We start from the raw sequence: 23822 nt of genomic DNA, 5'->3' as shown, positions 1-23822 counted from the left end.
GGTCGGCCGTAGGCCGGGGGTGGGTTTGCCAAGGAGAACGCGAAGTCCGGGGTAGGTCACTCGGATCGCGCGAAGGCCGGTGGTTTGCCAGTGATGAGCGTGCCCCGAATCACCCGCACGAAAGCAAAAGGATAATCGATGAAGGCAGTGTTGGGATTTGTGGGATTATTGGTCTTGCTCGGCGTGGTCTACGCGCTCGCGTTTTTGCAGATCATTCCCGTGCAAAAGATGGCGGAGAAGTCGCCGTCGCTGATGAATATTATGAAGCCGCTGCATCTGGCGAAGCCGAAGCCCAAACTTATGGCGAAGGCGGCCGCGCCGGTCGATCCGGCGAAGCAGGCGCTGGACGATCAGCGGGCGAAGCTGGACGCCGATCAGGCGCAGCTGGAGAAGGATAAGCAGGCGTTTGAAGCGGCGAAGGCGGCTCCGGCGGCGGCGGACGCCTCGGCGGGGGGAGCGCCGGCGGCCCCGCCGGTCGATCCAAAACAAAAGCGGCTGGATATCTACGCCACCATGAGCCCGGACGATATCGCCAATATCTTCGCCAAGCAGCCGGACAAAGTGGTTCTCTCGGACTTGATGGCGCTGGATGAAAAGAAGGCCGGCCAGATCCTGGCGGCGCTCCCGGCGGACCGGGCGGCGAAGATCACTCAGCTGATGAACGCTTTGCCGAGCGGAGCGTCTCCCACAACCGCGTCAAACGGCGCTCCGCCTCATCCGAAGGCATTTCTGTAACCAGCAAAACCTTGCTCCGGCTCTTCGCGCCGGAGACAAGGCTCACCTGAGACTTGCGCACCCCCAGCGCCTCGGCCAGAAACTCGCAGCACGCCGCATTGGCCGCCCCTTCGATGGGCGGCGCGGTGATCCGCATGGTAACCACCCCGTCCGCGTAATCCGTCACGGCGTTGCTCGACGCTTTGGGAGTCAGGCGTACGGAGATCCGGGTCTGAACCGGCTCGGCGGGCTTCTTCATCCGCCCATGATCGCCAGCAGCAGCAGCGTCGTCGTGAAGTTGTTGACGAAGTGCGCCGTCATGGACGGCAGCAGCGACTGCCGTGTCTGCGCCATCCAGGCGAACACCATTCCCAGAACGGAGATCGTCAGCTTTTCCCCCACCCCGACCGGATGCGCGAATCCAAAGATCAAGCCCGAACCAATAATCGCGGGCCATGCGCCAAAACGAATGAAGATCGCGTTCATCAAGACGCCCCGGAACAAGATCTCCTCGACAAACGGCGCCGCGACGGACGCGAGCAGCAGCAGCGTGACCGGCACGAACCAGCCGGACGCCGTGACGATCTGAGGGATGACCGGATTTGCGGGGCTCGCGAGGTGCTTAAAGACGATAGAGCCGAGCCAATTGACCAGCAGCAGCAGCGGCGACGCAATCGCGTATCCGCCGAAGCCATAGAGGATATTGGCCCCCTTGGCGCGCGCGTTCCAGCCGATTTCATTCGCCAGCGATGCGCCGCGCGCGCGCGCCATCGCCATCAAAATCACGAGCGGCGGCAGGGCGCTCACGACATACACCACGGCTTCCACGAGGATCTGCACGCTGGTGCGCTGCTGATCCGAAAGCCTCGCGAGCTGTGATTGAAAGTGGCTGGCGGCGCCGGGAAATTGCAGCAAGTGGGTGTGGCCGATTCCCGCGAAGCCTCCCACACTCACCGTAATGACTTCCCGCGTCAATAGATAGATCAGGAAAATGCCGGCAAGCTCCCCCGCGCCGATCCTGCGCGCTTCCGTGGAGATCGCAGGCGGCTCGATTTTCCAAAACGAGCCCGCGTCGGGATTATTGCGCCGCTCGAAGTACTGGACCATGAGCGCAATGAGGAGCGCCAGCCCGAGAAACGTCAAGCCGGCGCGGACAATGCCAATCAACCCCACGCCGACCAGCGGCCTCAGCGCGCGGCTGCGCGCGACGGCGTTCCAGCGCGCGGCTTCGACGGGATTGTGCGCCATTTTATAAACGGCGGCCGTGCCTGCGGCCCCCCACCAGCGGATATTAGGAAGAGCCCGCACCTGAACGGCCAGCGCCTCCCGGACGCGCGGCTTGGTATTGGACCCCAGCGCGGCGGTCCAGACATTGCCCTCGTGGACGGCGCTCGCTCGATCCTCCGGGCTGAGCAGGGGCGACAGATCCTTGTCGAATGCGTCGAGCGGCGCGCCGGCTTTGCTGACGGCGAACGGGGGCTTGCCGAGCAGAGCGCGCATCACGATCACGCGCCGAGCGGCGCTGATCGAGTTATGCGTTTCCCGCTCCAAATCTTCCGATTTCGAAAGCGCGTCCTGAAGAGTTTTGGGATCGGGATTGGCGGGCTCGCCCACATGGGCGAGCGAGATCGCGTAGGCGGTCTTGGCCCCCAGATCGATCTGTATCAGATCCTGAAGGGCGTCGCTGTCCACACGGCCCTCGGCGGCCTTCGCCATGCGGCTGGCGACGCCGGGTGGAAGAGGCGTCAGCGAGTTGGCGTAGGTGAACAAAGCCCACCACACCAGAACGATCCACGCCCAAAGGGGAAAGACGTCGCGGAGGCGCTTTTGCGGCGCTGCCGCCGGCTGCGAAGAAGGGGGAGGAGTGGTCATGGAAGCGGCGGCGGCCCCGGCAGGCTCACGCGTCCGGCCGCTCCGGCGCCTGACTTCTGAATTTGAACGATCCGCGTCAGATTATGATCGACGGCGACTCCGTTCGGCCAGTGCGCCTTGATCGTCTTCCAGGTCTTCACGCTGTTGTCGATGTCGCCGGCGCGCTCGTAGGCGTGCGCCAGTGTCTTCCAATCGTTGATATCGTATCCCTTATGCCGAACGCCGGCGCGCAAGACCAGCGCCGCCGCCTTGTAATCCTTGAGCGTGTTGAAATAAAACTCGCCGAGGTTGAAATAGGCGTACGACTGGTCGGGGTTGGTGCGAACTCCCATCTGATAGAACGCTTCGGCGTCGCCGAGCGCGCCCATGCTTTCCATCAGCCAGCCGCCGGTGGCGTAACACTCCAGAAAGTGCGGATCGGCGCCGACGATCACCCGGTCCAGCGCGATGATGCGCGGGTAATCGCCATGGTGCCAGTACTCGTCGTTCTGAGCCCAGAGGTCGTCCACGACGGAGCTGACGATCCCGTCAACCTGCGCGCGGCTGGACTGCAGCGGAATGGCCTTGCCCGTCGCGCGTTTTGCGTGGGAGGCGGCGTGCGCGCTTCCCGTTCCACAGAGAACGAGAACGAGCGCGGCGGCAAATCGGGCTCTGATCATTTAGGGATACTCCTGCTTGTTATTATAGCGTAATCACCGGGGAGTGTCCAGAGCATCGTGACGATTGACATACCGTCATTGGGGGGCTATAATGCTTCATGTTCAGAAAAGCGTGCGGATGGGCGGCGATGCTGTCCCTTTCGCTAATACCCTACTCCGCAAGCGCGCAGGCCCAAGCCGGCAAACGCGTTTCCGCCCTTTACACCAGCTGGGACGACTATTACTTCTACGCGGCGTTTCAAGTCAATGACCGAAACGTCGTCGGAGTGAACAATACCCCGATCTCTCAGCCGCAGCAAGATGACGATATCGAGCTGTTCTTCGAGACGGACCGCGCGCGCGCGAAGATGCGTACGCCGCGCACGTTCCAAATGGCCGTCTCGGCCGCCGGCGGCTCCTACTTCAGCGTAGGCGTCAACGGGAAGATCCCCAAAGCCAAAGTCGTTTACACGTACAAGTACGCCGCCAAAGTCGACGGTTCGCTCAACGATCCTTCGGACAGCGACACGGGATATACGGTCGAAGTGGCGATCCCGTGGGCGGAGCTGGGCGTCGACAAGGCTCCCAAGGACGGAACGACATGGGGATTCAATGTGATCTCCCGCGACCGCGCCTCCACCGCCGCTCCCTCCGATCGATTCTATTCGCTTTCGAGCGCCGTCCAGAGCGGCGAGGATGTGCAGGATCCGTCGAAGTGGGCCAGCATCGTCTTTACCTCCGGCGGCTCCGCCCCGGAAGCGTCCGACAAGACCGTCGTCTCCCCCCGCGTCGTCACCCGCTTCCCGCTGATCAACGGCTCCGTCGTCAGCGGCGAATGGCCCGCCATCTCGCGCACGTCCTTCGGGACCAAGCCGATTGAGGCGAAGGCTCCGACCGCCGAGGAAGAGCCGAACACCAGCGAATCTCCCTTCGCCGCGCCCCCGCCGGAGCCGATCAAGCCGCCGGCGCCGCCTCCGACGCCGCCTCCGACGCCTGTTGTTCCCGCCCCCGCGCCCGTCGTGAAGGCGCCCACCGGCCCGCCGACCTCTATCGAACTGCCTGGCGGCGGCTCGATCAAGATCGTGCCCGGCGGCATCCATACGGTGCCGGGCGAGAAGACGGCGACGAACGACAGCGGTACGGACACCCGGCCCGGACGCAATCCGCTGACGCCAAAGTACCCGGCGGGTTACACGCCCGCCGCGCCGCAGGTCTCCCTGACGGGGTCGCTGCAATTGACGCCCGCCAAGGCGCCCGCCTTGGTCATGGCGATCTACCGCGTGGATTACAACGCCGACAGCCGCAAGGCGCCGTCCCAGAATGTCTGGAACGCGCAGGGCCGCACGCAGCTTATCGATCAGCCGATGGACGGCGCCGGCCCGTGGTTCTCCGGCCTGCGCGCCTCCTGGCATCGCCAGCAGCTGACCGAGCTGCGCCGCGCCGGAATCAATGTCGCGCTGATCCGCGCCCGTAAGGACGATACGCTGCTGCCCAAAGAGCTCAGCGCGCTCGTGCAGGCGCTCAAGCAGATGGCGGCCGACGGCGAGGATTATCCGCTGATCGGCGTCTGCCGCTCCGGCGCGGACTCCGCCGATTATAACGATGTGTACAGCCGGATCCCCGCCGAGTTCCGCAGCTCGCTGGAGATGCCGACCGACGAAGGCCATCCTCTCCCGGCGGCTTACTTGGTCTACGACGCCGACGGCAAGTCGGACACGAACGGCGAAAAGCTCTTCGATGGAAGCAGCGTCGTGATCCTTTCCTCGACGGACAACATCGCCACGGTCACTCCCGGCGGCGCGCATGGCGCGGCCATCACCAGCCGCAGCGGCGGTGACGCCTACGCCGCCTCGTGGGCGTCGGCGATCGACGCGCACCCGGCGATGGTCGTCATCGACAGCTGGAACGACTTCACGCACGGCACGGAGATTGCGCCTTCACGCCAGTACGCGCAGCAGTTTGTGGACCAGACGCGCCTGAAGACCATCGCCTTTAATGGCTCACGTCAGTGGCGCGCCAAATACCTGGCTGAAGCCGTCCCGCGCTCCATCCAGCAGAAGCGGCTCTATCAGATCCCGATCCGGATCGAAAACGCCGGCTCTCTGCCCTGGCGCGCCGGCGAAGATTACGCCCTCTGCCCGCGCTGGTACAAAGACGGCCGCCTCTACGACGACAGCGCGCCGCGCGTCCCGCTTGGCCGTAACGTCGCGCCCGGCGAGTCCATCACGCTCAGCGTCGGCGTCGTCGCGGTCAACGGCTACGGCGACAGCCTGGAAACCGGCGATTACACACTGGTCTTCGATATGGTGCAGGGAACGGATCGCTGGTTCTCGTACGCGTCGGATATTCCGCTGCAAGTCCCGGTCACGATCGTCAAAGCGGGCGACAACGCCGAGACATCCCGCCAGGACGTCACCTTCCTGAGTTCGTCGACGCCCACCGTGCTGGGCGCGGGCGCGACTTACGACACGGCGGTCACGCTGCGCAACGACGGAAGCGCCGCCTGGCCCGCCGGGAAGACCTCGCTGGTCTATAAGATCCAGCGCGTGAACGGCGACGCCGTCGAAGCCGTCTCGATCTCCGACGGCGTTCCGGTCTCCGCCGCTCCCGTGCTGCCCGGCCAGGTCGTCACCGTTCCCGTCCCGGTCGCCGCGTCGGCCGCCGGCAAGGGGCTGGCGCCGGGCGAATACCGGCTCCACTGGTACCTCAAGCCCTCGTCCGCCGATATCGTGACCGCCGGAACACACGACGAGTGGATCCAGGTCACGGACAGCGACTCCGCCGCCTCCTTCGTCCTCTCCGACGTCCCGCGCACCGCCAGCGCCGGCAAGGATACGGAAGCGCATCTCGCCCTACAAAACCTCGGCTCGACTATCTGGGCGAAGACCGACCGCAAGATCGGCTACCATTGGTACTACCTTGACGGGACGGAAGCCGCCTGGACCGGCGGCGTGTTCTCCCCGCTGACAAAGAGCGTTCCGCCAAACCGCGCGGACGGCGATATTGTCGCCAAGTTCCACGCGCCCGACCAGCCCGGCCGCTACGTCCTGGCCTGGGATGTTCAGCTTCCCGACGGTTCCTGGCAGTCCACCGCGCCGATCTCACGCGGCGCCGATCTCTACCCGATGATCATTACCGTCACCGGCAAGAACTCGTCCACGGTTCCGGTCGATCTGACATCCGCCGCGAACGCCGCCGGCATCTTTGGAAACGGCGCTGTGGACGGCGTGGACTTCGACGGCAAGGGCGGGGCTCTGCCCGCCGAGATGCTCCCGCCCGACGCCTCCGGCGAGCCCGAAATCAACGCGCTGCTCGCGCCCAAGCCCAGCGCCCCGCTCTATCCCGCCGGTTACTACGCCGGCCAGAGCGGCGCGGGCGACAAGTCCAACCACGCCCGAACGTTCCTCTTCCCCACCGGCAAGAACAACGTCGTCGTGTGCAAAGGCCAGCAGATCTCCCTGCCCGGCGGCAATTACAAGTCCATCCACCTGCTCGCCGCCGCCACCGGAGGCGCGCCCGTCACCGCCACCTTCAGCCCCGGCCCCTCATCCCCGTCCGCCAGCCTGCCCCTTCAGGACTGGCTCCAGGCGCCGACCGAAGGAACCGCCGGCTGGTGGTCGCCCTACCACATCGCCCAGGGCGTCCCCACCGCCGTCCCCTGCTACCTCGGCGACTACGCAATCGCCCTGGACGCGAACGTGAAGATCTCCACGCTGACCCTGCCGAACGATCCGTCGATCAAGATCGTGGCGATTAGCTTAGAGAAGTAGCCAAAACCGATCACAAAATCGACGGCGCGGCCGAGCAATACGCTCGGCCGCGCCGTCGTTGTTTGGAGAATAAGCTTATTAGCGGCCGACGGCCAATTATCTCTTTACACTTAGGTCAAATGCCGTTCAAATCAGATTCGCCGGCGACTGAAGTCGCGCCTAGAAGTTCGCCAAAGTCCGCCTGCGCGGACTAAATGCCATTAATCGTGCGTCATGTCGCTTAAATATTGGCATTTGCAACCTGCGCAGGCGGGTTTCTGCGCTCTCAGAGGCGCGACTTTAGTCGCCAGCCGCCTACAGTCCAAATCCTCAGATGAGTTAACGAAGTTTCATACCCAAGCGTTGACTGATGGTTTCGGAGACGGGATAAGACCGTTCTTTGGGCAGTAACGGCTTCGCTTTCGAGGAATGTCCGTCTTGCAGCAAACGATGGATTTTACGGACGACCGGCGTGCAGTCGGTGATCTCGACAATCCATTCTTGAACGTACCGCTCGATGACATGCCGGCTTATCCCAACCTGGATGCTTTTATAATCCAGCGATTCGCCGCGCAGTGTTCGTTCGGGGTCCCATTGCACGTGAACCACCGCGCTCTCGAATTGTCGGCGCCAATCGTCGGCGTCGCGATAAACTCCGCGCTCGGGATGCGTGAGCACGGCCTGCGACAGCGCTTCCTCCCAGCCGGAACGCTTGATGCGAATTGCGAGAACGTATTCCTGGCCGGATTTCTGCCCCCAATTACTCCGCTCCATCATCCAGAGAAACGACGGCTTGATCCATGTCATTCGACCGAAGGAAAACGGCGGCGCAAACGTCCCCGACGCTAATGCCGCCGTGGCGATGGCTTTGGAGTATGCTTGATAGACGACGATGGTATCGCGATCGTAGTCCGCGCGGATTTCGTAAGTTGGGGGCATCAGAAGACGCCCTACCCCTGGAAAAAGTGCATGGGATTGATGGGGAGCGATTCTTCGGCGGCGGCGGCGAGTTCGTCGGCGTGGCGGTGGTCGTCGCGCTGGAAGATGATGAGGTAGTAGGCGGCGGAGTATTCCTGTCGGCCGGTTCCGGGGGCGGCGAGTTCGTCGAAGGGGCTGAGTTCGTTGACGCCGCTTTCGACGGCAGGTGATTTGCGCCAGGTGTCGGCGGCGACAGAGAAGAGTTTCCAGCCTTGTTCGGTGTGCGTATCGAGAGCGGTCTGCATGCCCTCATAGTCGGTCAGCATCGTTTTGTAAGTCACCATATACCAGATCTCCCCCGCGCACAATGCAAGATTGTACCATAGGCCGCGGATTCAAGGCAAGCGCTTATGGAGTTCTACCCACGATTTGACGGCGTCACCACAATGCTTGTCGGAACCGTCACGCCGGTGTCTCGCGGCGACTGCACGCCGGACGCGTCCCGGACGCTCATCTGGGTGGACGCGCCTCCGTCGAGGCACATCGCCGCCTCGGCGCGCGTGCCGTGCGCCTTTGGAAAATAGGCTGTGAGAAACTGGGCGAGATCGGCGAACGTGATCGCGGACGCAATGCCGACCAGCAGATGCCGGGGTCGGCCGGGCGCGCCGTCGTACGCCAGGAAGGTGCGCGGGAGGGCGCCGTCGCTGGCGAGCCGCTCCTTGCGGTCGGTCACGACAATCGCGCCGTTATGGATGAGCATGGGGCCGCAGCCAACGGCGTTGTGGATGCGCCACGGAACGCCGTCGCTCGGACCGGACGGCGTGGGGCTGTCGTACTGGAGCACGCGCTGGGGGTTGGCGGGATCGGTCGCGGCCCAAACAATTGAGGGTGTCCCATTGGCGGACAGCCCAAAGGCGCTTCGGACATACTGGCCTGCGGACAGAGTGGCGCTGCCGTGGCCCGTCAGCAAAGGCGCGGTGTGGCGGACGCGGCCGCCCTGCACCAGCAGGCCGATGATCTCCTTGGCGTCCGAATGGTCTCGCCCAAAGTACCCGCCATTGACCGCGCCAAGCGCCTTGCGCTTATCGAGCCATTCGCGCGGGAGCAGGCTGTCCCCGACCACCTCGCCGCCCGCCAGTCGAACGTTGCTCGTAGTGATGACCGCCCGCCCGCCCGCGCCAAGATCGATGTCTAGGAGATTGACGCCTTCATTGGCGCCGATGGGAAGGGCGACGTAGGTGACGCCGGCCCCAAGCGTGACCCGGGACTGCGGCGCGGCGGCCTCGGGAGTCGCCGTCTTCCCTGCGGACGCCCCCGGAGAGGTGCAGCCGGCGAAGCAGGCAGGCGCAATGATGAGGGATAATATGGCGAAACCCCTTCGCCGCCCATAGGGACGACGAAAGGGTTGATTACGGACAGGTTCCATCGGGACGCCTTTAGCAGTGCCAGTCCACGTTCTGGACTTCTTTCGCGTAGCGGATGATGAACTGCTTGCGCGGCTCGACTTTGTCGCTCATCAGGATCGAGAACATCTCGGCGGCCGCCTCGGCGTCGTCCATGGTGACGCGGCCGATGGTGCGGGTCTCAATGTTCATCGTCGTGTCGTAGAGCTGGCTGGCGTCCATCTCGCCCAGTCCCTTGAAGCGACCGACCTGGACTTCCTTGCGCTTGATCGTGCTCAGGATCTGGTCGCGCTCCTCGTTCGAACGAGCGTAATGGCGCGTGTCCTTGCCGGACTTGATCGAGTACAGCGGCGGCTTGGCGACATAGACGTGACCGCCGGCGATCAGCGGCTGCATGTACATGAAGAAGAACGTCAGCAGCAGCGTGCGGATATGGTCGCCGTCCACGTCCGCATCCGTCATGATGATGATGCGGTCGTAGCGCAGACGAGTCATATCGAACTTGCTCGTCGATTCGCCGTCGTCGTTCTCGTCGCTGTCCAATTTGATGCCGATGCCCAGCGCCGTGATCAGGCTCCGGACCTCGTTGTTCTCCAGCGCCTTGTCCAGCGCCGCCTTGCCGACGTTGATGATCTTGCCGCGCAGCGGCAGGATCGCCTGATAGCGTCGGTCGCGGCCCTGCTTGGCGCTGCCGCCGGCGCTGTCTCCCTCAACCAAGAACAGCTCGCACTTCTTGGGGTCGCGCTCGGTGCAGTCGGACAGCTTGCCGGGCAGGTTGGAGTTTTCCAGGCTGCTCTGACGCTTGATCAGGTCGGCGGCCTTGCGGGCGGCGTCGCGGGCGCGCTGCGCGGTCAGGGCCTTGTCGACAATCCGCTTGCCGACATTCGGGTTCTCTTCCAGGAACTGGCTCAGCCCTTCGCCGACGATCGAATTGACGATGCCTTCGACTTCGGAGTTGCCCAGCTTCGCCTTGGTCTGGCCCTCGAACTGCGGCTTGAACAATCGGACGGAGATGACGGCGGTCAGACCCTCGCGGACATCGTCGCCGGACAGGTTGGTGTCCTTCTCTTTCAGCGCGCCGCTCTTGCGGGCGTACTGGTTGACCACGCGGGTCAGCGCCGTACGGAAACCCGAAAGGTGCGTGCCGCCTTCTTTCGTATGCACGTTGTTCGCGAACGAAAGCACGGTCTCGGAATACGTCGTGTTGTACTGGAGCGCGACCTCGACCTGCACTTCATCGCGCGTTTTCATGAAGTAAATCGCGTCGGCAAGGACGGTATGGTTTTCGTTCAGGTGCTCGACCTGTTCGGCGATCCCGCGCTCGTAGTGGTACGTCTTCGGCTCCGCGCCGCTCATCTTGTCGTGGAAGTGGATGGTCACTTCGCGGTTGAGATAGCAGGTGTTGCGAATACGCGCTTCAAAAATCTCGGGCTTGTACGTGTACTCCCCAAAGATCTCGGTGTCGGCGAGCCAGGTCAGCGTGGTGCCGTGACCGTCGGACTTGCCGACGACTTGAAGGCCGCCCTTGGGAATGCCGCGCTCGCAGCGGAGCAGGAACTTCTTGCCCTTCTGCTCGACAACCGCTTCGCACCATTCGGAAAGGAAGTTGACGCAGGAGAGGCCGACGCCGTGCAGGCCGCCCGAGACCTTATAGCCGCCGTCGCCGAACTTGCCGCCGGCGTTCAGCTTGGTCATCGCCAGCTCGACGCCCGAAAGGCCGGTCGCCGTGTTGATGCCGGTCGGAATGCCGTTGCCGTCATCGCGCACGCTGATCGACTTGTCCGCGTTCAGCGTTACCCAGATCTCGCTCGCGCGGCCCGCCAGCACTTCGTCGATACTGTTGTCGACGATCTCGTACATCAAGTGGTGCAGCCCCGCGGACCCCGTGTCGCCGATATACATGGCGGGGCGATGGCGCACGTGCTCGACGCCTTCGAGAAGACGCAGACTGTCCGCCGTGTACTCCGTCGTCACGTGGCTCATCCGCGTGCCGTCGGTATCCTCGACCTCCAGAACGACCTGTTTGCCGGTCGTGTCCAGCAGCGCGTGCGCGCCGTTTTCGGCTCCGTCGCCGCCATTTTGCTGCGCCAACGCGCGTTCGATCACTTCTTCCTTTAACGTGTTGCCTTGCGCCATAACGTGTCGTTGCTCCTACACCAAATCTCTCGCATTGGAATCTATCAACAACTACCAACGAGTTGTCGAAATTGTGTATATATTATAGCATATTCTGTGACAAGTGTCAACGAATCGACGCCGATTCCAGGGTCCGCGCAGGCGTTTCCGGAAGCGCTCGAAAACTCGGCGCGCCGCGCCGCAGCGTCACGATCGTCAGCTCCGGCGGACACAAGAATCGCAGCGCCAAACCGCTCACTCCCAGCCCCCGCGTGACGTACATTTGCGTGCGCCCCGGCGCGATTCCGATCACCTTGCGCAGCTTCATGCCGGCGTAGTAACCGCTGCTCATCTCCTTGCCGAAGAGGCTGTGCGTGTACGGCGCGCCGATGAAGGGGAAACAGACCTGACCGCCATGCGTGTGGCCGGAAAGCACCACGTCCACATCCTGCGCCACGGCGTCGGCGACGCTGTCGGGGCTGTGCATCATCAGAAGGATGAACTTGTCCGGGGGAGCGCCCGCCAGGGCGTCGGACAGGCGGTCCAGGTCGTTCACGGGGTCGTCGACGCCCGCGAGCACGATCGATTCCCCGCCCCGCGCAATCACGGTATGCGCGTTCAGCAGCGGGTGCAGGCCGCGCCCCGCCAGCTGCGCGGCGAACAGGCCCGGTCGCACACCGTTTTTATGCTCGGAGTTGCCGAAGACGGAGTACGCGCCGTCGCGGGATTGGAAGGATTTCGCCAGTTCGAAAAAGGGATCCGTTCCGGCGCGCGTGTGGATCAAGTCGCCCGTCAGCGTAATCAGATCGGCGGGAGGCAGCGACTTCAAAATCGTGCGGATCTTGCGCTCGCGCCGCCCCATCTGGCGCATATGGATATCGGAGATCTGGTAGACAGTGTAGCCGTCGAACGCCGCCGGGAGGCGCGGCGATGTCAGCTCGATATGCTCGATACGGATATCGTAGGGCTCAATGGCCGTGGCGTAAGCAAGCGCGGCGGCGCCCGCCGCGCCCAGCGCTCCCGCCGCCGTCAGGACTGCCTTGCGCATGGGCTCAATCGCTCCCCTTGCGCGCGACGCAGGCCACGGTGAGACCGAACGGCAGCGAAGCGCGCTGGACAAAGTCCGCTTCCTTGCGCAGCAGCGAGATCAGCGCCCGGTTCACCGGCGCGGAAAACTCAATCAAGTTCGCCTTCTTTTCCCCGTCTTCGCGGCGCTTCGGCAGCATGTTCTGCGCCTTGCGATACATCCACGCCAGCGGGAACAGCGCGGTGACGGCGTACGACAGACGCTCGACATTCAAGCCCACGCGCTGAAAGACATCCTTGAGCGATCCCGAGGTGTAGCGGCGGTAATGGTGCAGCGCCTCGTCATGCTCGCTCCAGAGAGATTGGTAAGCCGGAACCGTCACGAACACCCGTCCGCCGGGTTTGAGGACGCGCAGGATCTCCGACATCGCCGCCTTGTCGTTGTCGATATGCTCGACCACGTCCATCGCGGTCACCACATCGAACGAGCCGGTGGCGAACGGGAGACGGCGGGCGTCGGCGCGCGCCAGCGTCTGCGCCGGGTTACGCTCACGGCAGAAATGCAGGGCTTCCAGCGCGAAGTCCGCGCCGGTCACCTCGCCGAAGTCGGAAAGCTCCTCCAGCATCGCGCCGGTGCCGCAGCCGATATCGAGAATGCGCAGGCCAGATGCGCGGGGGTAGTGCGTTTCGAGCAGGGAGACGATCAAGTGGCGCCGGCTGACGAACCACCAGTATGTATCCTCGAACCGATACATACGCTCATATTCTTCGTGTTTCATACTTTGGTGTCGGCAGGGAGCGTGGACGCGGCGGGCGTCTTCAGACGCCGATGGAGAACTCGAATGGTCGCGAGATCGTAGAGAGTTTTGAGGCCGTCACGGATCATGCTCACTTTGGAGCCGTCCTTGTGTGACCAGCGGATGGGGACTTCGGTGATGGTGTAGCCGAGACGACGGGCGATATACAGCGCCTCGCAGTCGAAGGCGAAGCCGTCGAGCTGGCACCGGGAGAAGACATCCTGAGTCGCGGCGGCCGAGAAGATCTTAAATCCGCACTGCGTATCGGCGATCCCCGGCACCGCCAGCAATTGCACCGCTTTGTTAAAGCCGCGCCCCAGCACCTCGCGGTACCACGGCTGATGCACTATCAGATTCGACTGCTGCAGCGGACGGGAGCCAATCCCCACCTGCGCGCCGTCCCGATCCATCGCCGCCACCACGCGCGCGTACTCTTCCACGGGCGTGGCGAGGTCGGCGTCACAGAACAAGCGTCGCTCATACATCCCGCGCAGCATCCCAAAGCGCACGGCGTATCCCTTACCCCGGTTGCCGCCGTATTCGAGACACTGGACGGGATACTCTGGGTGCGCCTTCTGGAAATCGGCCACAACCTGCGCCGTCCGATCCCGGCTGCCGTCATCGACCACCAGGATTTCGTATTCCTCACCGAGGGATTGAAAGTAAGCCGCCGTGGCGGCCAGAGTAGCGGGTAGCCGCAGCTCTTCATCGAACGCAGGAATGACAACTGAGACAGACATTATCGTTCATTATGGGGACAGAAGGGGGAAATTGTCAAGCAAAAACCGGCCTGGCGTACGCCAGGCCGGTTTTTGGTCGATTGGTTAGCGAGGACGACGCGAGCCGCCGCGGTCGAAGCCGCCTCCGCCGCCGTAGCCACTGCCGCCGCTGCGATTGCCGCCGTAGCCGCCGCGGAAGTTACCGCCGCCGCCACCACCGCTGTATCGGCCACGGCCGCCGCCGCCGGGACGACGGTTCTCATCCGCCGAGGGCGGGTTCGGGTCGAGGCGCTGGCCGACGAGCTTTTCGATCGCGCGCAGCTGGGCGGTGTCGCCGTGCGTCACGAAGGTGAACGCCTTGCCGGTGCGGCCCGCGCGGCCGGTGCGGCCGATGCGGTGGATGTAGTCTTCCGCGCAAACCGGGACGTCGTAGTTGATGACGTGCGTGATGTGCGGGACGTCGATGCCGCGAGCGGCGACGTCGGTGGCGACCAGAACATCGATGCGCTTGGCGCGGAAGCGAGCCAGGACGCGCTCACGCTGGTTCTGGGAGATGTCGCCATGGATGCAGCCGCTGCGGAGACCGGCTTCGGCCAGGATCTGGTCGAGGCGGTCGGCGCCGTGGCGGGTGCGGGTGAAGACCAGCGCGCCGCCGTCGACTTCGCGGGCTTCGCCCAGAAGCGTCATGAGCAAGTCGCCCTTTTCGCCCTGAGTGACGCGATGCACGACCTGTTCGATCTGCGGGACCGCCGTGGAGCGGGGCTGCGCGTTGACGATCTCCGGATCGGTCAGATAGGCGCGGGCCAGCTTCTCGACATCGCCGTCCATCGTCGCGGAGAACAGCATGGTCTGCCGTCCTTCGTCGGGGATGGTGGCGACGATCCGCTTGACTTGCGGCATGAAGCCCATGTCCAGCAGGCGGTCGGCCTCATCGAGTACGAGAATGGAGACCTTGGAAAGGTCGACATTCCCCTGCTCCATGTGGTCGAAGAGTCGTCCGGGCGTGGCGATGATGACATCGACGCCGCGGCGAAGGCGCATGATCTGCTGGCCCATGCCCGCGCCGCCGTAGATGGCGACGCCGCGCAGGCCGGTGCCCTTGCCGTAGAGCGCGAAGTTATTCTCGACCTGAACGGCGAGCTCGCGTGTCGGAACCAGGATCAGCGCACGCGGGTGGCTGTGTCCGGCGCCTTCGGCTTGCGACAGGTTGTTCAGGATGGTGAGCGCGTAAACGGCGGTCTTGCCGCCGCCGGTCTGGGCGCAGGCGATCAGGTCGCCTCCGGTCAGAGCCGCGGGAAGCGAAAGCGCCTGAATTTCGGTCGGAGTCTCATGCTGAGCGGCCGCGAGGTTGCGCTGCAGAGTTTCCGTCAGAGGAAGGTCAGTGAAAGTTTGCAAAAAGTGATCCTTTTCTCCTCCGGTCGTGTGGAGGAAGGCCGCGCTCCGCCTCGGATGGCGGCATGGCGGCAAGCGAGTCCCATTCCACTCACATAAATCGACCGGCACAAGAAAAGCGAGGCGGCATGTCCCTGGTCGTAAATAATTCTGCTGGCCTCTATAATGGAGAGATAATTGACCTCTCCCGGGCTTTAATTGGGAAAGAAGCAAGCGTGTGGAGTGAAACTAACGGGCACAGTATACCCGCTGACGGTCTGTTTGTCAAAGGCGGATTGGCGAGGGAGAGGAAAATGGTATTATATACATCTCATGCGTTGCTCACTGGAAAGCCATACACCCCGGTTATGAAACCCGGGGCTGGGAGCGAGACGCTAACCGTCCGTGCCGGACGGAAGAGATTTGTGATCGATACCCAGCATTTGCGTCCGGCACGGACGCTTAGCCGAAGGCTCCCAGCCCCGGGTTTCATAACCGGGGTTCTCAGGGGCATACTGAGCAACTCACATGAACGACTATGACGTTATCGTAATCGGCGCCGGGCATGCCGGCGCGGAGGCGGCGCTGGCGGCGGCGCGGGTCGGCGCGCGGACGGCGGTGCTGACGCTGGATCTGGACAAGGTGGCGCTGATGCCCTGCAACTGCTCCATCGGCGGTCCGGCCAAAGGCCATCTCGTGCGTGAGATCGACGCGCTCGGCGGCCAGATGGGCATCAACGCCGACCGGACGCTCACGCATATCCGGATGCTGAACACCGGCAAGGGACCGGCGGTCCAGGCGCTGCGCGGGCAGTGCGACACCAAGCTTTATTCGCAAACGATGCGCGCGACGCTGGACGCCGCGGAGAATGTCGATCTGCTCGCGGGCGCCGCCGATGATTTGATCATTGAAAACGGCGCCGTCGCCGGCGTGCGCACGCACACGGGCGAAACGCTGCGCGCCCCCAGCGTCGTCATCACCACGGGCACGTTCCTGCGCGGCATGATCCACATCGGCGACAAGCGCATTCCCGCCGGACGCACAGGCGAAGCGCCCTCGGTCGCGCTGTCGGACACTATTCGCGGCCTCGGCTTCCCCACGGTGCGTCTGAAAACGGGAACGACGCCGCGCATCGATAAGAAGTCCATTGATTTCTCGAAGACGCAGCCCATCGAGTCCGAACCCGATTCGCCGCCGTTCAGCTTTATGCACGACGCCGTCGATATTCCCGGCCTGCTGCCTTCGTGGCTGACCTACACCAACACGCGGACGCGTGATGTGATCCAGGCGAACCTGCACCGGTCGGCGATGTACGGCGGATATATTGAAGGGCTGGGTCCCCGCTACTGCCCGAGCATTGAAGACAAGATCGTCAAGTTCAGCCAGCGCGAAAGCCATCAAGTGTTTCTGGAGCAGGAAGGCTGGGACACGGATTCTATCTACGTCCAGGGAACCAGCACCTCGCTGCCCGAGGAAGTCCAATTGGCGTTTCTGCACACCATCCCCAGCCTGGAGGAGTGTGTAATGCTGAAGGCCGGCTACGCCGTGGAGTACGACGCCGTGCCGCCGACCGAGCTGACCCACGCCCTGATGACCAAGCGCCTGCCCGGCCTGTTTCTCGCCGGCCAGATCAACGGCACGTCGGGGTATGAAGAAGCCGGCGCGCAGGGACTGATGGCGGGCGCCAACGCCGCGCTGCGCGCGCTCGGACGCAATCCCTTTGTACTGAAGCGCTCGGAAGCCTATATCGGCGTCATGATCGACGACCTCGTGACCAAGGGCGCCGACGAGCCCTATCGCCTGCTGACCTCCCGCGCCGAGCATCGGCTCTTGCTGCGCCAGGACAACGCCGATTTGCGCCTGACCGAGTTCGGGCGCGACGCCGGCCTTGTCCCCGACGAGCGCTGGGAGCGTTTCCAGGAAAAGCGCGCGGCGGTCGAGATGGAAAAGGCGCGCCTGCGCACGACATATTTGACGGGCGCGCACAACGCGCAGCTCGCCTCGCTCGGCATGGCGCCGATCAGCCAGCGGACATCACTCGAAGAGATCCTGCGCCGCCCCGAAATGCGCTACGGCGGCCTGGAGGCCCTCGCCTCAGGTCCGGCAATCGCCCCGATCATCGCCGAGCAAGTCGAGATTCAGGTGAAGTACGACGGATACATCAAGCGGCAGCAGGAGCAAGTGCTTTCGGCGAGCCGCCGCGAGGATGTCGCCATCCCCGAAGCGTTCGACTATGCCCCGATCCGCGCCATCTCCACGGAAGGCCGGGAAAAGCTCAAGCGCGTGCGGCCCGCGACCCTCGGCCAGGCGTCCCGCATCCCCGGCGTCACCCCCGCCGACATCGCCGTGCTGAGCGTCTATCTGGAGCAGTCCCGGCGCACGGAAGCGGCGCTGGTTTAATCCAATCTCATCAGTCCCGCCCCCTATCCGTCAATTGTAAGGCGGATAGGGACAAATCCCCGTATTTCTACGGGTAAACTCTTGACGCTCCTTCTCATTTCGTGTAACATAGGAGCGCGCATTCGCCTTGAATGTGAAAGGAGTCTATCTTACTTGAAACGCCGATTTTCCCCCTGGCCCGCCGCCGTCGCCATGATGCTCGGCGCCGCCGGCACAGGCTTCGCCCAGAACAATAATCCCACGCCTCCGGCGCCGCCGGCGAACGCCGCTCCGGTGGCTCCCGCGGTCAATGCGGCTCCCGCCCCGGCCGCCAACCCGGCGCCGCCCGCGCCCCCGGCCACCGATCCCGGACCGCCCCCGCCTCCGCCGTCGCGGCCGTTCACCCCGCCGCCGCCCATGGCGCCGGCCCCCAAGCCTAAGCCGCTCATTGGACCTCCCGGCGTCGCCGCGACCGTCAATGGCGAGAAGATCACCACGGCGCAGGTCTCCGCGCTGGCGCTGAAAGTCGCCGGCCCCAGCCTCGTCGATCAGTTCATCAACAACATGCTCCTGGACCAGGAAGCGAAGAAGAAGAACGTCACCGCGACTCCCGCCGATATCGCGTCGCGCATCGCCGAAGCGCGCCAGCAGATCGCCCAGCAGTTCCCCGGACGCTCGCTGGAGGACCTGCTCGCGCAGAACCACCGCAGCCTCGCGGAGTTCAAGGATAACATTCGTTACCGCGTGCTGGCGGAAAAACTGGCCGGCGGCACTGTCCAGACGATCCCGTCGCTGCACGTGCGCCACATCCTGATCCTGACCCAGAATCCGACGGGCGCTCCCGACGCCAAGCCGCACACCGAGGCGGAAGCGCAGACGATCATCGCGAAGATCCAGGACGCGCTGAAGGCCGGTCAGAAGTTCGAAGACCTCGCCAAGCAGTACTCCGAGGACCCGAGCAACAAGGAAAAGGGCGGCGACCTGGGAATCATCAACGCCCAGACGCAGTTTGATCCGACCTTCCTCGCGGCCGCGCTCAAGCTGAAGAAGGGTGAAGTCACCCCGACGCCCGTCAAGTCGATGTACGGCCTCCACTTGATCAAGGCGGACAGCACCAGCGCCGACCCGACGCCGGCGGACAAGCCGCTCTACGACGCGGCGGCCAAGCAGGCTCAGCAGCAGCAGCTCGCACAGCAGGTTCCGGCCTACTTGCAGACCCTGCGCGCCAAGGCGAAGATCGTCAACTACCTCGCGCAATAAAGCGCGAGGTCTTCTCAGAGGACTTCCATGCCGCAAAAGACATTGAATGTGGGATTGATCGGTTACAAGTTCATGGGCAAGGCCCACTCGAACGCTTACCGACAAGTCGGTCGGTTCTTCGACGAACTCGAAGTCAAACCCGTCCTGAAGGCCATTTGCGGCCGCGATGAGGCCGGCGTCCAGCGCGCCGCCGGTCTCATGGGCTGGGAAGGCTATGAGACGGATTGGCGCAAGCTCATCGCGCGCGACGATATCGATATCATCGATATCGCCGTGCCGGGGAATCTGCACGCCGAGATCGCCATCGCCGCCGCCAAGGCCGGCAAGACGATCCTGTGCGAAAAGCCGCTCGGCAACACCGCCGCCGAAGCCAAGGCGATGTACGACGCCGTCCGCGAGGCCGGCGTCAAGCACGCCATCTATTTTAATTATCGCAAGATGCCCGCGATCACGCTGGCGAAGCAGCTCATCGACGAAGGCGCGATCGGCAAGATCTACCACTGGCGCGCGACGTATCTGCAAGACTGGATCGTCGATCCCAACTTCCCCCTCGTCTGGCGCCTGCGCAAAGACCTGGCGGGCAGCGGCGTCAACGGCGATCTAAACGCGCACCTCGTGGACACTGCCCGCTGGCTGGTCGGCGAGATCGATGAAGTTTCGTCGGTAATGGAAACTTTTGTCAAACAGCGTCCCGAACTCGCCGCGACCGACGACCGCATGGGCGGCGTCGCCTCCGACGTCATGGGCGAAGTGACTGTGGAAGACGCCTCTCTGTTCTTAGCTCGCTTCGCGAGTGGCGCCGTCGGCACATTCGAAGCCTCCCGGTTCGCGCTGGGCCGCAAGAACTACAACCAGTTCGAGATCAACGGCAGCAAGGGCAGCGTCCAGTTCAACATGGAGCGCCCCAACGAGCTGAATATCTATACCGAAGACACCCACGCCGGCACCTTCGGCTACCGAACCGTCAGCGTCACCAGCGGCCAGGACCCCTACAGCGGCCACTACTGGCCCACCGCCCACAACATCGGCTACGAGCATACCTTCATTAACTTCTTGTTTGATGTTTTCACAGCCCTCGGAAAAGACGAGATGCCCTCGCCGAACTTCTACGACGGCTACGTGAACAACGTGATTCTGGAAACGGTGGAGAAGGCGGCGGAGACGAAGAAGTGGGAAAACGTTCCCAGCGTTTAAGCAGAAAAATTCAAAAAGCCCAGCGGCATTGCCGCTGGGCTTTTTTGGACTCCGGAGAAGATATGGGGTTCGACTACTTCTGCACCGACGTCGTCGGTCCGGTTCGGGCAAAGATCTCTTTTTGCTCGATATGAAGCTTTAGGGAGCCCGGATGAAAGAAGCAAGAGGAGCCGCCGCGTCTCCTGCCCATTTTCTTGCGCTTGCGTTTCAGCTCGCTCGGTTTTTCGTAAAAACCATAACGCCGTTTGTACCAGGGGCGTCCATACTCATTCCGCACTCGTTTTCGTAAATCGATCAGGGCTCGATCTAAATTCTCGTAATTGCTGACAACGACATAAGATCCCATTCCACTGCGTCTTCATGGCTGACGCGGGCCAGTGTGAGGATTCGGGCGTTACCCGATGAGATTCGGCTGTCATGAGCCGGAATAGCGTTATTGTACATCAAACAGCGATAAAAAGCTTTTAGAGACCAGAATCGGCCAATTTCACAAACTCCGCTACCGACAATGTCTCCCCTCGCCTCTGCGGATCGATCCCCGCCGCGCTGAGCGCCTTCGCCGCCTTGTCGCGGTCCCAGCCGAGGGCGGGGTCGCCGGTGAGGGCGTTGGGGAGGGCTTTGCGGCGCTGGCCGAAGGCGGCGCGGACGACGGCGAAGAAGGTGGGTTCGTCCTGGGCGCGGATCGGCGGCTCGGTGTACGGGGTGAGGCGGACGATGGCGCTGTCGACGTCGGGGGCGGGCAGGAAGACGCGGCGGGACACGGTCGCGATGATCTCGACTTTGGCGTGGTACTGGGCGTAGACGCTGAGAGAGCCATAGTCGGAGGTCGCGGGCGCGGCGGCGAGGCGCTGGGCGACTTCTTTTTGGACGAGGAGGACGATCACGCAAATGCGGTCTTTGTTCTCAACCATCGTCGTCAGCAAAGGCGTCGTGATGTTATAGGGAATGTTGGCGATGGTGTGGACGGGTTTGTCTTCGGAGAACTGCTCGCGCAGGAAGACGGGCCAGTCGAGCGAAAGGGCGTCGGCGGAGACGACATTCACCTGAGCCAGCGAGCCGATGGTCTCCTCCAGCACCGGCAGCAAGTCCCGGTCGATCTCCACCGTCACCACGCGTCCCTCGGGCGTCACCGTTTCCCCAAGAGCATGGGTCAGCACGCCGAGGCCGGCGCCGATCTCCAGAACTTGATCGCCCGGGCCGACCCCGCCGGCGGTCACGATCTTGCCGAGCATATTGGCGTCAATCAGGAAGTTCTGGCCGAAACGACGGCGTGGGCGCAGGTCGTGGCGCTTGAGGATCGCGGAAACGACGGCGGGGCTGGATAAGTTCATTCCGGCATTGTACCTGATTGTCTAAAATGGCCTATGGCGGCGGACAAAAAAAGGCCCCGGCGATTTGCCAGGGCGATTCTTGCGTTCGTACTAGTTTTGTCAAAGCAATTAGCGGGCGTTATCGAGCACCCAGACTTTGACGTGCTTGCGGCCCACATTGCAGGCTTCACGATAAGTATTATGGCCGAGGTCCACACGGCGGCCTTTGATGGCCCCGCCCGTGTCTCCAGCGACGGCGTAGCCGTAGCCTTCGATGTAAAGCCGGGAGTGGAGCCGGATCACGCGAGGATCGACCGCCACGACGCCGTAACCGGCGCGCATTCCCGTAGCGCAAATGCCGCGTCCGTTGCCCTCACGCGGAGAGTAACCGGTCGCGACCATCGAGATCATGCGGAGGCGCTGATAGGAGCCGCCGCGCGACGGCAGCGCGCGCGCCATTTGGCGAACGCCGCCCAGGGTCTCTTCATCCTGCGCGGGCTTCGTGACGACCTTGGAGACAAGCTTGCGGCTCGTCAGATGGTCGTTCGTATAGGTCGCGAGGAACGTCTTGGTGAGAACGCCGGCGCGTCCATGCGCGCCTTTGACGATCTGGCCGGCGGGAACGCCGGGGCTCATCCGGAAGACGGTCTTGTAAGGAATTGCCGCCGTTTCCGTTTGCTTCTCCGTACGGACACGAGTGATCGTGATCGGCGTGCCGGTAGTCACGGAAGCGGTCAGCGGGGGGGCGACTTTGTCGCCAGGGCTGAGGGTGATCTTCATCTCTTCCAATGCGCCCGCGACAGTGCGGCCGACAGTTTGGAAGATCTGTGCATGCTGGGCGCCATCCGTCACGAGAACGGTGGACGTCTCCGCTGCGCCGCGGTTCACATCCGCGGTGGGGGTGGGAGATCCCTGGGCCGGCGCGGCGAGAACGGGTGCGTTCTGCGCCAGGACGGTAAAGGGGCAAAGCATCGTTGCGGTCGCGAATACTCCAGCGACGGCGATGTAAGAGAAAGAACGTACGGAAGTCTTACTTCTTCGGGACGTCTTCATGGGTGCGCACGTGTGGGAATCAACAGCGCCGGATGTTACTTCTAATCCGGATACGCTCCGAGTCACGCGCGTCGTTTGTGTGTTTCGCAAATGGTCTCCTCCTCAGGTTTGGGTTGCACGCGAACCGGACACCTCCGGAACGCGCCATGCCGGAACGCCTTATGGCGAGCCGACCTTTGCTAGTTCATCAACGCAAGGGGATTATCTCATATGATATGTGGCAATGTCAACGCGACTGTTTCTGTTAAATCTCTGTTAAGCTCAGCATTGACTGTTGTTGCTATTCATAGATAATAAAAAATTTAATAAAAGTTTGACATCGATACTAGATTATGGTAAAATACCTCTGTTAGTCGAACAGGTGTTTGAATGAAAATCTACACTTTTGCGGTGTTCAGAGATGATTGTTGACAAGGTTTAAGGAGCAGAGTGATGACGTTTGATCCGAATCGGCATTTGATCAAAGTTCAAGGGGGACGGTCCTATCTTCCGGTATCCGCCCGTCTGATTTGGTTCCGGAGCGAGCATCCGGACTGGGGAATTGAGACGGAGCCGATCACGATCGACTCCGATAAGAACTACGCGATCTTCCGCGCGAGGATCTATAACGCGGAAGGGCGCCTGATGGCGATGGGGACGAAGAAAGAAGACATCAAGGGCTTCGGCGATTATATCGAAAAGGCCGAGACCGGCGCGGTCGGACGCGCGCTCGCCCTCTGCGGCTACGGCACGCAGTTCGCGCCGGAGCTCGACGAAGTCACCGTCGGGCGCTTCGCCGACAGCCCGCAAGGCGGCGGCGGGCCCGACCGGTTCAATGGACCGCCGAACGGACGCTTTGACCGCGCGCCCTCCCCTCCTCCGCGCTTCGACCGCGCGCCGGACAACGGCCGCTCGGATAACGGACGCCCACAGGACATTGGGCGCGTGGACAATGGACGCCCGCAGGATAACGGACGCCCGCAGCGCGCCGGCGCGCCGGCGGCGCAGGAACAGCGCCCATCCCGCCCCGCCCTGGAGGACGACGACAATCCCTTCGGCGAGGAGCCGGCTCCCAGCGGGAAAGCCGCGCAAGACCCGGCTGAGGCAAAGCCAAAGCCCGAGGCGCCCTCCGGACCGCCCACGTGCCAGAACTGCAATAAAACGCTGACCAAGTCCCAGCACGAACTGTCGATCCGCAACTACGGCGTCGATCTCTGCCCGACCTGTCAAAAGGAAAACAAAGGCCGCGAAGTCCGTGAAGCCGCGACGGCGTACGACGCCGAACCCGCCGGCGTTTCTTAAGAAACGTAGTCTTAAGACTTAAG

At 63.1% G+C, this 23822-nt stretch carries 20 protein-coding genes; 6 read left to right on the top strand and 14 right to left on the bottom strand.

Translation table 11 applies throughout. From position 1 onward, the window contains the following. Nucleotides 1–138: 138 nt before the first annotated feature. Entirely contained in the window at nt 139–735 is a 597-nt protein-coding gene (locus D5261_RS15030; RefSeq protein ID WP_119320510.1) for a MotE family protein, read from the top strand. Here D5261_RS15030 and D5261_RS15025 read toward each other — a convergent pair. From D5261_RS15025 to D5261_RS15015, 3 genes are read right to left on the bottom strand one after another with little or no spacing between them, the layout of a single operon-like run. Then, nucleotides 647–973, bottom strand: a complete 327-nt coding sequence (locus D5261_RS15025) for a DUF167 domain-containing protein (protein WP_119320511.1) — start codon at nt 971–973, stop codon at nt 647–649. The genes D5261_RS15030 and D5261_RS15025 overlap by 89 nt on opposite strands. Continuing rightward, entirely contained in the window at nt 970–2586 is a 1617-nt protein-coding gene (locus D5261_RS15020; RefSeq protein WP_119320512.1) for a CPBP family intramembrane glutamic endopeptidase, read from the bottom strand. Before D5261_RS15020 ends, D5261_RS15025 begins: the two co-directional genes overlap by 4 nt. Further along, on the bottom strand, nt 2583–3245 hold the full coding sequence (locus D5261_RS15015; RefSeq protein ID WP_119320513.1) for a tetratricopeptide repeat protein: 663 nt from the start codon (nt 3243–3245) through the stop codon (nt 2583–2585). Before D5261_RS15015 ends, D5261_RS15020 begins: the two co-directional genes overlap by 4 nt. Before the next feature lie 98 nt (nt 3246–3343). On the opposite strand from D5261_RS15015, the gene D5261_RS15010 reads away from it, so the two are divergent. Further along, nucleotides 3344–6994, top strand: a complete 3651-nt coding sequence (locus D5261_RS15010) for a beta-sandwich domain-containing protein (RefSeq protein ID WP_119320514.1) — start codon at nt 3344–3346, stop codon at nt 6992–6994. A gap of 318 nt (nt 6995–7312) precedes the next feature. Here the strand turns inward: D5261_RS15010 and D5261_RS15005 are convergent, their stop codons facing one another. The 8 genes from D5261_RS15005 to D5261_RS14970 form a co-directional block, all read right to left on the bottom strand. Continuing rightward, nucleotides 7313–7912, bottom strand: coding sequence for a DUF4291 domain-containing protein (locus D5261_RS15005; protein ID WP_119320515.1), 600 nt, complete (start codon nt 7910–7912; stop codon nt 7313–7315). 11 nt (nt 7913–7923) lie between these two features. Continuing rightward, nucleotides 7924–8235 (bottom strand): hypothetical protein, encoded by a 312-nt coding sequence (locus tag D5261_RS15000; protein WP_119320516.1) that lies wholly within the window; start codon nt 8233–8235, stop codon nt 7924–7926. A 74-nt stretch (nt 8236–8309) separates the two neighbouring features. Then, entirely contained in the window at nt 8310–9317 is a 1008-nt protein-coding gene (locus D5261_RS14995) for a phosphodiester glycosidase family protein (RefSeq protein ID WP_119320517.1), read from the bottom strand. A 10-nt stretch (nt 9318–9327) separates the two neighbouring features. Then, nucleotides 9328–11277, bottom strand: a complete 1950-nt coding sequence (locus tag D5261_RS14990) for a DNA gyrase/topoisomerase IV subunit B (RefSeq protein ID WP_119320785.1) — start codon at nt 11275–11277, stop codon at nt 9328–9330. Nucleotides 11278–11536: 259 nt separating this feature from the next. Further along, nucleotides 11537–12457 (bottom strand): metallophosphoesterase, encoded by a 921-nt coding sequence (locus D5261_RS14985; RefSeq protein ID WP_119320518.1) that lies wholly within the window; start codon nt 12455–12457, stop codon nt 11537–11539. 4 nt (nt 12458–12461) lie between these two features. Beyond that, on the bottom strand, nt 12462–13214 hold the full coding sequence (locus tag D5261_RS14980; RefSeq protein WP_119320519.1) for a class I SAM-dependent methyltransferase: 753 nt from the start codon (nt 13212–13214) through the stop codon (nt 12462–12464). Then, nucleotides 13211–13972 carry a dolichyl-phosphate beta-glucosyltransferase gene (locus D5261_RS14975; RefSeq protein WP_119320520.1) on the bottom strand — a complete coding sequence of 254 codons (762 nt, stop codon included), beginning with the start codon at nt 13970–13972 and terminating at the stop codon, nt 13211–13213. The genes D5261_RS14980 and D5261_RS14975 overlap by 4 nt, the downstream gene beginning before the upstream one ends. 84 nt (nt 13973–14056) lie before the next feature. Beyond that, a complete protein-coding gene (locus D5261_RS14970) occupies nt 14057–15346 on the bottom strand; it encodes a DEAD/DEAH box helicase (protein WP_218025537.1) in 1290 nt (429 codons plus the stop codon). Between the two features lie 504 nt (nt 15347–15850). Between D5261_RS14970 and mnmG the strand changes: the two genes are divergently transcribed. The 3 genes from mnmG (at nt 15851) to D5261_RS14955 (ending at nt 20155) form a co-directional block, all read left to right on the top strand. Further along, nucleotides 15851–17722 (top strand): tRNA uridine-5-carboxymethylaminomethyl(34) synthesis enzyme MnmG, encoded by a 1872-nt coding sequence (gene mnmG, locus D5261_RS14965; protein ID WP_119320521.1) that lies wholly within the window; start codon nt 15851–15853, stop codon nt 17720–17722. A gap of 153 nt (nt 17723–17875) precedes the next feature. Further along, nucleotides 17876–18961 (top strand): peptidylprolyl isomerase, encoded by a 1086-nt coding sequence (locus D5261_RS14960; RefSeq protein WP_119320522.1) that lies wholly within the window; start codon nt 17876–17878, stop codon nt 18959–18961. A 27-nt stretch (nt 18962–18988) separates the two neighbouring features. Continuing rightward, nucleotides 18989–20155 carry a Gfo/Idh/MocA family protein gene (locus tag D5261_RS14955; RefSeq protein WP_119320523.1) on the top strand — a complete coding sequence of 389 codons (1167 nt, stop codon included), beginning with the start codon at nt 18989–18991 and terminating at the stop codon, nt 20153–20155. A 73-nt stretch (nt 20156–20228) separates the two neighbouring features. Here D5261_RS14955 and D5261_RS14950 read toward each other — a convergent pair whose 3' ends face one another. The 3 genes from D5261_RS14950 to D5261_RS14940 form a co-directional block, all read right to left on the bottom strand. After that, nucleotides 20229–20501 carry a 30S ribosomal protein S21 gene (locus D5261_RS14950; RefSeq protein WP_119320524.1) on the bottom strand — a complete coding sequence of 91 codons (273 nt, stop codon included), beginning with the start codon at nt 20499–20501 and terminating at the stop codon, nt 20229–20231. Nucleotides 20502–20619: 118 nt separating this feature from the next. Beyond that, nucleotides 20620–21486, bottom strand: coding sequence for a 16S rRNA (adenine(1518)-N(6)/adenine(1519)-N(6))-dimethyltransferase RsmA (gene rsmA, locus D5261_RS14945; protein WP_119320525.1), 867 nt, complete (start codon nt 21484–21486; stop codon nt 20620–20622). A 108-nt stretch (nt 21487–21594) separates the two neighbouring features. After that, nucleotides 21595–22518 (bottom strand): G5 and 3D domain-containing protein, encoded by a 924-nt coding sequence (locus D5261_RS14940; protein ID WP_119320526.1) that lies wholly within the window; start codon nt 22516–22518, stop codon nt 21595–21597. A gap of 432 nt (nt 22519–22950) precedes the next feature. Here D5261_RS14940 and D5261_RS14935 point away from each other — a divergent pair, with 432 nt between their 5' ends. Continuing rightward, nucleotides 22951–23799 (top strand): dihydrolipoyllysine-residue succinyltransferase component of 2-oxoglutarate dehydrogenase complex, encoded by an 849-nt coding sequence (locus D5261_RS14935; protein ID WP_119320527.1) that lies wholly within the window; start codon nt 22951–22953, stop codon nt 23797–23799. Nucleotides 23800–23822 lie beyond the last annotated feature (23 nt).

The sequence above is a fragment of the Capsulimonas corticalis genome, assembly GCF_003574315.2.
GTDB classification, from domain to species: Bacteria; Armatimonadota; Armatimonadia; order Armatimonadales; family Capsulimonadaceae; genus Capsulimonas; species Capsulimonas corticalis.
This window is presented reverse-complemented; position numbering and strand designations above follow the sequence as displayed.